The following is a 12,309-nucleotide window of genomic DNA, read 5'->3' on the forward strand; positions in this document are numbered from 1 at the left end:
GATTGGGATAGGATTAAACGCGCGGAAGATAAAAAAATGCGCACCCTAAGGTGCGCCAAAATTCACAAGCAAATGGTGGACTCGTGGGTACGAGTCCGAGACTCACAGGTACAGCGGTACAACAAAAAACAATTAATCTAAGTAGTTAAGAATGCCTTGCGCGGCATCACGTCCTTCGGCAATCGCGGTCACAACCAGATCCGAGCCACGGACCATATCGCCGCCAGCAAATACCTTTGGATTGGTGGTTTGGAATGGGTTATCGGCTTGTTTACTGGCTTTTACTCGGCCCCATTGGTCGAGTTCAATGCCGTAATCGGCAAACCAAGGCGCAGGGCTAGGTTGGAAACCGAAGGCGATAATCACCGCATCGGCGTCGAGTAACTGCTCGCTGCCTTCAATTGCTTCAGCACGTTGACGGCCACTCGCATCGGCTTTACCCATTTGGGTTTCAACGCATTCCACGCCCACCACTTTGCCATCCTGAGTTTTAATCGCCACGGGTTGACGGTTAAACAGGAAGTTCACTCCCTCTTCACGGGCGTTTTGCACTTCGCGGCGTGAACCCGGCATGTTGGCTTCGTCACGGCGATAGGCACAAATCACACTGCTGGCCCCTTGGCGAACTGCGGTACGAACACAGTCCATGGCGGTATCACCGCCACCTAAGACCACCACGCGCTTACCGGCAAGGTTTAGGTAAGGCGTATCAGGGCTTGTGCTGCCCATCAGGTGATGGGTATTACCAATCAAGTAGGGCAGAGCTTGGTACACGCCTTGGGCATCTTCGCCCTCAAGGCCCGCTTTCATGGCGGTGTAGGTGCCCATGCCAAGGAAGACGGCATCGTATTCCTCAAGCAGTTGGTTAAAGGCGATGTCTTTACCGACAGTTACGCCCAGCTTGAACTCGATGCCCATGCCTTCTAACACAGTGCGGCGAGTCGCCATCACGGCTTTATCCAGTTTAAAAGAAGGAATACCGTAGGTCAGCAGGCCACCAATCTGGGGATACTTATCAAACACGACAGCCTTAACCCCATTACGGGCAAGAATATCGGCGCAGCCTAAACCAGCAGGGCCAGCGCCCACAATCGCGACCTTTTCCTTGCGTGGCGTGACCTTGCTCATATCCGGACGCCAGCCTTGGGCGATGGCGGTATCGGTAATATATTTCTCCACATTACCGATAGTCACGGCGCCAAAGTCGGCGTTTAGGGTACAAGCCCCTTCGCAGAGTCTGTCCTGTGGGCAGACGCGGCCGCAAATCTCGGGCAGGGTATTGGTCTCATGGACTAAATCCGCCGCTTCCATGATCCGACCCTGCTGCGCCAGTTTCAGCCAGTTGGGAATATAGTTGTGTAGCGGGCATTTCCACTCACAATAAGGGTTACCGCAATCGAGACAACGGTCCGCTTGTTCAGTCACCTGAGCTTGAGCAAAGGGCTGATAAATCTCAATAAACTGAGTCGAACGCTTTGCTGCAGGGTGTTTAGTTGGGTCTTTACGACCCACTTCAATAAATTGAAAATCGTTACTCATCTGCTATTACCCCGCTTTAACTGCTAGTTCCGGGCTCGATTGCTCTAATTTGAGCAGATCTGCAACGGCGATATTTTTCGGTTTCACTAAAACAAAGCAATCTAACCAGTTGGCAAAGTCGCTTAAGATCATCTTCGCGTGCTCACTGCCAGTCTCGGCCACATGCTCTTCAATCAAGCCTTTCAAATGCTGTTGATGAATCGGTGACTCGAGTTTTTGGGTATCGACAAGCTCGTTATTCACGCGGCGGTTAAAGCGGCCAAATTGGTCGAAGATATAGGCAAAGCCGCCGGTCATCCCTGCGCCGAAGTTCACCCCAGTTTTTCCGAGTACGACTACGATACCGCTGGTCATGTATTCGCAGCCGTTATCGCCTAAGCCTTCAACTACGGCAATGGCGCCCGAGTTACGTACCGCAAAGCGTTCACCCGCTTGGCCCGCGGCGAAGAAGCGTCCGCCAGTTGCGCCATACAAACAAGTGTTACCGACAATCGCGCTGCGCTCGCTCTGGAATGGGCTACCCAGCGGTGGATAAATCACAATCTTGCCGCCCGACATGCCCTTACCGACGTAGTCGTTGGCATCGCCGCAGAGCTTAAGTTCGAGGCCAGGACTGTTCCATACCCCAAAACTTTGGCCTGCACTACCATTAAAGCTGAGTTTAATCGGTGCCTTAGTGCCTTTAACGCCAAGGGTGGTCGCGATATAGCCCGACAGGCGTGCGCCCACTGAGCGGTCAGTGTTGTTGATACAGTAAGCGGCATCGAAACACTCGCCCTTATCGACCGCACTCTGGCACTCATTGAGCAGATGTTGATTGAGTAAGCCTAAATCCGCAGGTGGATTGGTTTCCTGCCAAGTGCGCGAGGTGCTGGCTTTGACCTTAGGCTGATACAGAATTGGCGCTAAATCGAGTCCACGTTGTTTATCGGTCTGGCCTTCTAAGGTATGTAGCCACTCACTGCGGCCTACTAAGTCTTCGAACTTGCTGACCCCTAGGGTTGCCATCCACTCGCGCACTTCCTCGGCGACAAACTCAAAGTAAGTCATTACTCGCTCTGGTAAGCCGTGGTAGTGGTTATCGCGCAGTTTCTTGTCCTGAGTTGCGACACCGGTAGCGCAGTTGTTCAGGTGGCAAATACGCAGGTACTTACAACCTAAGGCAATCATAGGCACAGTTCCGAAGCCAAAGCTTTCGGCGCCGAGTAAGGCCGCCTTGATGACGTCGGTTCCGGTTTTTAGGCCGCCATCGACCTGCAAGCGGATCTTATGGCGTAGGCCATTTTCCACCAGAGATTGATGTACTTCAGCAAGGCCGAGTTCCCATGGGCTGCCAGCGTATTTTACCGAGGTGATAGGGCTCGCGCCGGTGCCTCCATCGTAGCCAGAAATAGTGATCATATCGGCGTAGGCTTTTGCTACACCTGTGGCGATCGTACCGACACCTGGCTCAGACACTAACTTCACGGAGATCAGTGCCTTGGTATTGATTTGTTTTAAATCGAAAATCAGCTGGGCTAAGTCTTCGATAGAGTAAATATCATGGTGCGGTGGTGGTGAAATCAAGGTTACACCTGGGCGCGCGTGGCGTAGCCCTGCAATTTCCACACTCACCTTATGGCCTGGCAGTTGTCCGCCTTCACCGGGTTTCGCGCCCTGTGCGACTTTAATCTGCAACACATCGGCATTGACTAGGTAATGGGCGGTTACCCCAAAACGTGCCGACGCAATTTGTTTAATCGCCGAGTTACGCTCGGTGTTAAAGCGGCGAGCATCCTCACCACCTTCGCCCGAGTTGGAGCGGCCGCCTAAACGGTTCATGGCGATGGCTAATGCCTCATGGGCCTCGGGGCTTAGGGCGCCGATACTCATGGCCGCACTGTCAAAGCGTGGGAACAATTGGCTGGCTGCTTCAACTTTATCCAGTTCAATTGCAGCTTGGTCAGCTCTAATGCCAATCAAATCCCTTAGGGTGGCAACTGGGCGGTTATCCACTAATTCGGCGAACTTCTTGTAGGTCGCAAAATTCTTGTCGATTAATGACGCCTGCAGCGTGTTGACCACATCTGGGTTGAAGCAGTGGTACTCACCGCCATCCACGTATTTGAGTAAACCGCCTTGTGGCAGTGGCACATGGGCACGGTAAGCGGCTTTATGCAGCAGCGCTTGATCTTGAGCGATATCCTCAAAGCTGGCGCCTTCGATACGGCTCACCACGCCTTTAAAGCAGAGTTCAATTACATCGCTGGCAATACCAATGGCCTCAAACTGTTGGCTACAACGGTAGGAGCCGACGGTGCTGATCCCCATCTTCGACATGATCTTACGCAGGCCCTTCTCGATGCCGTAGCGGAAGTTCAGCATCAACGCCGTGGTATCGGTCAATTGATGGCGTTTCGCCAGATCTGAGATTGATTCATACACTAGATACGGATAAATCGCGGTAGCACCAAAGCCGAGCAGCACCGCAAAGTGGTGCGGATCCCGTGCCGAGGCGGTCTCAACAATGATGTTGGTATCGCAGCGTAGGCTCTTGCTCACCAGCATTTGTTGTACAGCGCCAACCGCCATGGCTGCCGGAATGACCTGCGCCGATTTATCAATCGCGCGGTCGGATAAAATCAGCAGCGTGGTGCCACTGCGGGCTAAACGCTCGGCTTCCGAGGTGATGCGGCGAATCGCGTGTTCTAAGCCTTCCTTCGGATCGTAGTTTAAGTCGACGATATTGGCGCGATAGTAAGTACTATCTAATCCGAGTAATTGATTGAAATCACTGAATAATAATATCGGTGAGTTGAACATCACTCGATAGGCATGACCAGTGGTTTCGTTGAAGAGGTTTTGCTCGCGGCCGATACAGGTCGCCAGAGACATCACGTGCTTTTCACGCAGCGGATCGATAGGCGGGTTTGTAACTTGAGCGAATTTCTGTCGGAAATAGTCATAGAGCGAGCGTGACTTTTTCGACAATACGGCCATTGGCGTATCGTCGCCCATGGAGCCTGTCGCTTCTTCGCCTTGTTTTGCCAGCACCCAAATCACTTGTTCAAGCTCTTCGCGGGTGTAACCAAATTGCTTTTGGTATTGCAGCAGTTGCTCTGGGCTTAGTTCGCTGGCGCCATGTTGCTCCGTTGCTAACTGTTCGGCAGGGATCAGAGTACGACTGTTTTTGGCCATCCACTCTTTATAGGGGTGGCGACGCTTAAGGTCGTTATCGATTTCGAATGACTGATACAGACGGCCATTGAGTGTATCTAACACTAACAGCTCACCCGGGCCGACGCGGCCTTTTTCAATCACTTCATCGGCGGCGTAGTCCCAAATGCCCACTTCGGAGGCGAGGGTTAAGATACGATCTTTAGTGATCACATAACGTGATGGGCGCAGACCGTTACGATCCACCGCGCAAGCGGCGTGGCGACCGTTGGTCATGACGATACCCGCTGGGCCATCCCAAGGTTCCATATGCATGGAGTTAAAGTCATAGAAGGCTTTTAGCTCATCATCCATTTCTGGGTTACTCTGCCATGCTGGCGGAATAAGCAAACGCATGGCGCGGTATAAGTCCATGCCGCCTGAGAGCAGCATTTCGAGCATATTATCGAGGGATGAGGAGTCAGAGCCTGTTTCATTCACAAAGGGCGCCGCCTGTTGTAAGTCGGGCAGCAGTGGTGAATTAAACTTGTAGGCACGGGCACGGGCCCATTGGCGGTTACCAGTAATAGTGTTGATCTCGCCGTTATGGGCAAGATATCTAAAGGGCTGAGCGAGTGGCCATTTAGGTGAAGTATTGGTTGAAAAGCGTTGATGGAATAAACAAATAGAGCTCTTCAAACGGATGTCAGCAAGGTCGGGATAGAATGCGGGCAAGTCGGCAGGCATCATCAAGCCTTTGTAGACTATGACTTGGCCTGAAAGACTCGCGACATAAAAGTCTTTATCATCAGTAATTTGTTGCTCTAATCGGCGGCGAGCCATGTAGAGGCGACGCTCAAGATCTTTCTCACGCCAGCCAATAGGGGCGTTGATCAGTACTTGATAGATTTGTGGCAGGCTCGATTTACCAATCTCACCTAATACCTCAGGATTGACGGGGACTTTACGCCAGCCGGCAATGCTTAAGGTTTCACGCTCGAGTTCGCGTTCGAGAATAAACTTGGCTTGGTCGGCCAGTTCTTCATCTTGGCTTAAAAACAACATGCCCACGGCGAATTTGCGGCTCAGGTGCCAGTCATTTTCCGCGGCAATGGCTTCAAAGAATTGCAATGGTAGCTGCATTAATAAACCACAGCCGTCCCCAGTTCGACCGTCAGAGGCGATACCGCCACGGTGTTTCATGCGATCGAGGCCATGGATGGCGGTACGCACGATACGATGGCTGGCTTCGCCATCCATTTGTGCAATCAAGCCAAAACCACAATTGTCCCGCTCAAAACTGGGATGATATAAGCTCATACAAAAACCTCCCTTGACCTCAACGAAATTACTACTCGGGGAGAAATGTAAAGACTTTCTATAGATATGCACCCGAACCACCCAAATTATCCTGAGATTAACCAAAGGTCAAACCAAAAATTTGCATAAAATATGGGTATTCATTCATGTTTCATACACAAAATACAATTACTTGACGTTAACGTTAACTGATTAAAGTGCTGTATAACATTATGAATAAAAAGAATTTTAAAAAATGAAAAACGATAGGGTTACTAAAATGTAACATTGAAATCGATTGTTTTTGATTTAGAAATAGTGATTTTTATTGCAAATACAGTGGCTGTATAAAAATTTATAATAAATGAATTGTTATTCTATTTGCTTGTGAGTGAAATCACGGAGTGTAAAGACACTGTGAGCAATGACTCAGGTTTTAAGCTTTGCCGCTGTGAATCTAACCGGAGTTTGATTTACCACCAAGAAAACGATGCTCGCTTTGTTTATCATGAGTTTTTTCATCTAAACACACGTCTTTATTTCTTCTTATTTGTGATTTTATCTTGGTTATTTTTAATGAAACGACATGAAATTTGGCAGGCGAGCTAATGGGGCTCGATGCATACGTAAACACATTCGGTGCCGTGTGTAAGGCGAAATACGGCGAGCGCTTACGCAAGCTGACTATCGATGCCAAATTCACTTGCCCTAACCGCGATGGCACTCTAGGACGGGGTGGTTGCACCTTTTGCAATGTGGCCTCCTTTAGTTATCAGCAGGCGGAAACGCTCAGCATTAGTGAGCAGCTAGAACAAGGGAAAGCCCGTTATAAACAGGCTAAACCTAAGCTGAATGCGGATAAGTTTATCGCGTATTTTCAGGCCTATACGAGCACCTATGATGAGTATCAGGTGTTGATGGCTAAATACGATGAAGCGGTCAAAGACAGTGAGATTGTGGGTTTATGTGTCGGTACGCGTCCCGACTGTGTGCCAGACAAGGTTCTCGATTTATTAGCCAGTTATCAGCGAAAGGGGGTCGATGTCTGGCTGGAGCTTGGATTGCAAACCGCCAACGATAGAACCTTGCATAAGATTAACCGCGGGCACGATTTTGCCTGTTATTGCGATACGGTTGCACGGGCCAGAAGCCGAGGCCTAAAAGTCTGTACTCACCTTATCTTAGGCTTACCCGGTGAAACTCACCTCGATTATATGGCGACACTGCAGGCGGTGCTGGCGCAGGGCGTCGATGGCTTAAAGCTACATCCATTACATGTCGTTGAGGGCAGTACGATGGCGAAGGCTTGGCGCGCAGGACGCTTGCCATTGCTCAGTATCGAAGAGTATGCGGCTTGTGTCGGCGAGCTGGTTCGGCATACACCTAAAGAAGTGATTTTTCATCGGGTGACCGCCTATGCGAAAAAACCGATACTACTCGCGCCCGACTGGTGTGGTTATCGTTGGAATGGTTTAGTGGCAATTGTTGAGGATCTTGCGCGTAAGGGTGGACAAGGCGCGGCATTAGCGCGACCATAATGACCATATCGCTTGAAGGGATTCAGTTGAAACCGATTTATCGCTGAGAGTGTTTGAAATAGTTGATTTTTTGTTAAATAAAACATCATTTGACCACAAATGCTGCTATAAGTTGCACTGACAATTTTAGTGGGTATCATGTCATAAACGTGTTTTAAGCATTGGACTACTTAAGGGAGGCCTAGATGGCCACAGTTGAATTAGAAACAATCCTAGATCTCAATACGTTAGAACAGTATTGCAGTGCGATTGGTGCCGGAACTCTGCTAAAGAGTGTGGTCTTGTTTGAGCAATTAATGCCTGAGTATGTAGGGAATCTAGTCAAGGCTAACGAAGCTGCCGATAAGGACACTTTATGCGCCGAAGCCCATAAATTTAAAGGTGCGGCGGGCTCAGTGGGGTTAAAACGTATTCAGCAAATTGCCCAGTTACTCCAACATGGTGAAGAAACACGTTGGGAAGCTGAACATGGAACCTGGGTCGCGCAAATTGTTGAATTTGCAAGTGCCGATCTCCAGCAGTTAAAGCAATTCCTGCAGGCTAAAGCCTAGTCTGTACTATGGAGGTGCAGCTGCAGGTTGCACCTCAATAACCTCTATTCCAGTCTTTATCCCTTCCGTTTGTTCTTAATAAGCGCTCTCTTAGGTTTTCCTTTGATTGAAAATCGATTTTGCTCACAGTATTGAGCAATTCAGCCGCGTTTTAGTTGATAACTTATGCTAGAGTTGATTAAATTTATTAATTCATAACCTTAGTGGCAATCGATTAAATGAAAAATTTACCTAGCCTTAAGAATTTATTCTATTTGGTGAACCTTCACCAAGAGCAGAATTTTAACCGCGCCGCTAAGGTGTGTTTTGTCAGTCAATCAACGCTGTCGAGCGGGATCCAGAATCTTGAAGAACAGCTTGGCCATCAATTGATTGAACGTGATCATAAATCCTTTATGTTCACCGCTATAGGTGAAGAAGTGGTGCAGCGTTCCCGCAAAATCCTGACAGATGTGGATGATTTAGTCGAACTGGTGAAAAACCAGGGCGAACCTATGACTGGGGATATCCGCTTAGGTTGTATTCCAACCATTGCGCCATTTTTATTAAGCCGCGTGGTTAAGCAATGCCAGCAAGCCTATCCGGCGATGAGTTTATTACTCAAAGAGGATACTACTGAGCGTTTGCTCGATGCCTTAGGTAAAGGAGAGTTGGACTTACTCATCCTCGCCTTGCCCGTGGATACCAGTGGTTACCACAGCATGAAAGTCGGGATAGACCCTTTTAAGATGGTGATCCATAAAGACTTAGTGGGTGGCATTCATCAACCTATCGATTATCAGACCTTGCCCGATGAGAGTATCTTCCTGCTGCAAAGTGAACACTGTATTACAGGGCATGCGATTACCGCTTGTCAGTTAGGTGATAGCGCTAAGGTGAATCCCTTTGCCGCAACCAGTCTGCACACTTTAGTGCAAATGGTGGATAGTAAGCTGGGTACCACCTTCTTACCGCAAATGGCGATCGATGCTGGCATCTTAAACGATACCGATCTTGTGGTGATGACACCGCCCGGTGAAGCGCCTTACCGCGATATCGGCTTAGTTTGGCGACAAACAACCAGCCGGATTTTGACCTTCCGTACCTTAGGTTTACTTATTCAAAAGCTGTTAACCAAAGAAATGGAATAATTGCTGTAAGTTAAAATAGCTAGGATATTAGAGAGGGGAAACACCAAACACTTCAATCGAGTGTTGTTTCCCCTTTAATTTGACTGGACCCAAATTGGTTAAGCGGTATTCGCTATTGGGATTGTCGAGTCGGCCCGCGAGCGCACCAGAAATCAACATGCGTTGCCCCAGTGGATTACACTGATCTTGAAGTCTGGCTAAGGTATTTAGCACATCACTAAAGAAGCTAATTTCTTGTTTTTGCACACCAACCACTGCAGCAACCACTTGGCCACAGTGGGCCGCCGCCTTAAATTTAGGCACAAAGCCATAGTGCTCTTCAAAGTAACGTCGCTGCCAATTTAACTGCTGGCTAAATTCAAAATAGATATTCATGCAGCGGTCGTGCACCACGCCTTCTTCTAACGGCCAGTGGATCAATACGGCATCGCCCATATAACGGTAAATTTCGGCTTCGTTATTGGTCACAGTATCGGATAGCAGGCTAAAGCTGTCTTGAATGAGACGGCTAAAACGGTAATCCCCGAGGGATTCGGCGTGGGTTGTCGAAGCAACCATATCTAAATAAAGGAATAAACGCTGCTCGTATCGTGGTTTATGGTATTTACCTAAACCAATATTGAGCAGAATACGCGGCCCAACTAAGAGTGCCATTTGTTCGACAAAGGCTAAGCTGACCCGTACGACCACTAAATAGACGATGAGCGCTTGGAAGGACGGACTATAGAGAATATGCGCCGTAAGCATTTGCCTTAGGGTCGACATATGATTTTCAATGGCCCACATATTCAAGAACTGGGTCATATAGGCTAAGGTCGTCGCCCCGAGTAACAGGAACAAACCTTTAAAAATCACTGAGAAAACATAGGGAAGACGATTGATGGCGCTGAAGTCGGCGATCAGGTTCGACATCCAATGTAGGCTGCCAAAAATGATGCCCATGTAGACGGCAAGCGTCGCGAGATCGGCCGAACCGACAGCCCATTGTGGTAACTCTGGCGACTGCGCATATCGGAAAAACACGAACGCAGCCATGGCTATCGCCCAAGCTAATATCGCAAAAAGAAGTTTTTTCGCTTGTCTACGTGCTCTCACAACGGGTTTTGTATCCGAATACGACCATATATTTCAGGATGCCGTAGTTTATAGAAAATCATCACTAGAGTGCCAGTGATATTTGTGATCTGGATCAATCCAACGCTATATAGCTACGAAAATTTAACCAAATACCTTATTTAATAGCATGGCGGTAAAAGCGGTCTTTAAATAGAAACCCCGTGGATTGGTCATTTTCAGGCTACCGTCCTCGGCAATGCTCTGGGTCAGCGCCTTACTGTTGGCAGCTTTGGGGCGCAGTTGCAACACTTCGCCATGCCTTGCGGTGAGTTTTTCCACTTTACCTAAGGCGATAAGTTCCATTATCTCCTCCCAATCCTGTTGCAGTAACCTTTGCTCTTGGAGATCGGGTTCCCACAATATGGGGGTGCCGACTCTACGATCTCCCACAGGAATATGCCGCTCGCCCTCAACGGGTACCCAGAGCACACGCTGTAACTTGTGACACACTAAGCTGTCTTGCCAAGTTAAGCCTTCGATATTGGTTAGCGGGGCCACACACACATAGGTGGTTTCCAGTGGTTTGCCTTTGCTATCGATGGGAATGGTTTTTAGCTCAACGCCGAGGTGGAGAAAATCCTGCTCGGGTTTTGAGCCGGCAGTTGCACCTAACTCCATTTCAATGAGTTGTCCGACCCAGCCCTTATCTCGCTTCAGATCCTTAGGCACAGTAATCCCGCGGTGGGCTGCAATTTGAGCCAAAGAGATGCCGGCCATCATATTGGCACGTTCGAGCAGTTCGCTCAGATTTTGAGGAGGGATTATCGGTTTCATAGGGCGAATTTTACTGAAAAATAGGTGCTTAGCAACAGAGGTTAAAAATTAAGCACTCAAAAAGGGATAAGATTGTACTCACAGAGAAATCTGTAAGTGCATGATTTTAATGTTAGTTGTCTGTTTGCATTCCAATACCTGCGAAAGTGTTCAAAGTTACTCTCGGTTTTCCCTTGCGTTTCTCACATATTTATCCACAGATATTATGGATAACTCACAATGCAGTGGGCTTTAACCGATTAAAAATCGAGAGTCAATGGCTAAAAGGGGCATTTTTCCACGGGAGTGTGGGTAATTTTGGGTGAGCTCTGTGTATAACATTTAGGTGTTACTCGGATGAAATCGCATAATTTGCATTAGGTTAAAAAGTGAGCTTCTTAGCTTTTTAGTCACATATCTTTACACTGAAAATTTATAACTTCATGATTTTTAGTTTTTTATTTTATTTAAACAAGTTGGCTGCCATGAATGATATTTGATGTTTTTTGAACGATATACCTAGTTTACCCTAGTTTCAAACAGAGATATCCACAGAAAATGTGGATATCCCCAAGGTTGAAACCCTTGTATTGTTGATAAAGTAGTAAGTTGAGGGTATTTATCCAAAAAATAGCTGTAAATAGAGGTTTGCTGAGAGACTGGCTTTGTGAAACAATCGGTTTATTAAAAGTTATCCTTATTTGGAGTCCATGTGATTGATAGCGACGGCTTTCGCGCAAATGTGGGCATAATAATTTGTAATAGATACGGCCAAGTCATGTGGGCCAGACGATTCGGACAACATTCATGGCAATTTCCTCAGGGCGGCGTCGATGATGGTGAGACGGCCGAAGAGGCGATGTACCGTGAATTGTATGAGGAAGTAGGCTTAAGACCTGAGCATGTCACTATATTAACCTCGACCCGTTCTTGGTTGAGATATCGTTTACCTAAACGTTTAGTGAGGCAGGACAGTAAGCCTGTGTGTATCGGCCAAAAACAAAAATGGTTTCTGTTACAACTCAAAAGCCAAGATAGTGCGATTAATTTAAGTTCTTCAGGCCACCCTGAGTTTGACGATTGGCGTTGGGTCAGTTATTGGTATCCTGTGCGGCAAGTTGTCTCATTTAAGCGTGATGTTTATCGTAAGGTCATGAAAGAATTTGCGGTAACGGCATTGTCATTCCAAACCCAGGAAATTCCGAGGAAGCGGGTAAGACAAAGAACAACGGGCTGATTTTCAAAAGA

The 12,309-nt window shown here is 48.0% G+C and carries 8 protein-coding genes; 4 read left to right on the forward strand and 4 right to left on the reverse strand.

The genetic code is table 11. The annotated features are described in order from the left end of the window. Window positions 1–132 precede the first annotated feature (132 nt). Window positions 133–1,539: a glutamate synthase small subunit GltD family protein gene (locus M0415_RS00595; protein WP_220053625.1), complete on the reverse strand. Its 1,407-nt coding sequence runs from the start codon at window positions 1,537–1,539 to the stop codon at window positions 133–135. A gap of 6 nt (window positions 1,540–1,545) precedes the next feature. Next, window positions 1,546–5,994: a glutamate synthase large subunit gene (gltB, locus tag M0415_RS00600; protein WP_249555997.1), complete on the reverse strand. Its 4,449-nt coding sequence runs from the start codon at window positions 5,992–5,994 to the stop codon at window positions 1,546–1,548. Window positions 5,995–6,581: 587 nt separating this feature from the next. On the opposite strand from gltB, the gene mnmL reads away from it, so the two are divergent. From mnmL to oxyR, 3 genes are all read left to right on the forward strand, one after another. Then, window positions 6,582–7,511, forward strand: a complete 930-nt coding sequence (gene mnmL, locus M0415_RS00605; RefSeq protein ID WP_249555996.1) for a tRNA modification radical SAM protein MnmL/YtqA — start codon at window positions 6,582–6,584, stop codon at window positions 7,509–7,511. 185 nt (window positions 7,512–7,696) lie between these two features. Beyond that, window positions 7,697–8,062 carry an Hpt domain-containing protein gene (locus M0415_RS00610; protein ID WP_220056247.1) on the forward strand — a complete coding sequence of 122 codons (366 nt, stop codon included), beginning with the start codon at window positions 7,697–7,699 and terminating at the stop codon, window positions 8,060–8,062. A 218-nt stretch (window positions 8,063–8,280) separates the two neighbouring features. Next, complete coding sequence (oxyR, locus tag M0415_RS00615; protein ID WP_086903133.1) at window positions 8,281–9,192, forward strand: hydrogen peroxide-inducible genes transcriptional activator OxyR; 912 nt, start codon at window positions 8,281–8,283, stop codon at window positions 9,190–9,192. Window positions 9,193–9,219: 27 nt separating this feature from the next. On the opposite strand, the gene M0415_RS00620 is transcribed toward oxyR, so the two are convergent. Both M0415_RS00620 and mutH read right to left on the reverse strand, forming a co-directional pair. Further along, on the reverse strand, window positions 9,220–10,287 hold the full coding sequence (locus M0415_RS00620; RefSeq protein ID WP_041412723.1) for an adenylate/guanylate cyclase domain-containing protein: 1,068 nt from the start codon (window positions 10,285–10,287) through the stop codon (window positions 9,220–9,222). A 123-nt stretch (window positions 10,288–10,410) separates the two neighbouring features. Next, on the reverse strand, window positions 10,411–11,082 hold the full coding sequence (gene mutH, locus M0415_RS00625; RefSeq protein ID WP_011623616.1) for a DNA mismatch repair endonuclease MutH: 672 nt from the start codon (window positions 11,080–11,082) through the stop codon (window positions 10,411–10,413). A gap of 691 nt (window positions 11,083–11,773) precedes the next feature. On the opposite strand from mutH, the gene rppH reads away from it, so the two are divergent. Next, a complete protein-coding gene (rppH, locus tag M0415_RS00630) occupies window positions 11,774–12,298 on the forward strand; it encodes an RNA pyrophosphohydrolase (RefSeq protein ID WP_011623615.1) in 525 nt (174 codons plus the stop codon). The last annotated feature ends 11 nt before the right edge of the window (window positions 12,299–12,309 follow it).

It is taken from the genome of Shewanella sp. 10B (genome assembly GCF_023475885.1).
In the GTDB taxonomy this organism is placed as follows: domain Bacteria; phylum Pseudomonadota; class Gammaproteobacteria; order Enterobacterales; family Shewanellaceae; genus Shewanella; species Shewanella mangrovisoli.

What these genes read in the sequence shown, in the direction of transcription:
- oxyR (WP_086903133.1), top strand. Translation starts at nt 8,281, where the DNA reads ATGAAAAATTTACCTAGCCTTAAGAATTTATTCTATTTGGTGAACCTT.
- mutH (WP_011623616.1), bottom strand. Translation starts at nt 11,082, where the DNA reads ATGAAACCGATAATCCCTCCTCAAAATCTGAGCGAACTGCTCGAACGT.
- mnmL (WP_249555996.1), top strand. Translation starts at nt 6,582, where the DNA reads ATGGGGCTCGATGCATACGTAAACACATTCGGTGCCGTGTGTAAGGCG.
- M0415_RS00595 (WP_220053625.1), bottom strand. Translation starts at nt 1,539, where the DNA reads ATGAGTAACGATTTTCAATTTATTGAAGTGGGTCGTAAAGACCCAACT.
- M0415_RS00610 (WP_220056247.1), top strand. Translation starts at nt 7,697, where the DNA reads ATGGCCACAGTTGAATTAGAAACAATCCTAGATCTCAATACGTTAGAA.
- gltB (WP_249555997.1), bottom strand. Translation starts at nt 5,994, where the DNA reads ATGAGCTTATATCATCCCAGTTTTGAGCGGGACAATTGTGGTTTTGGC.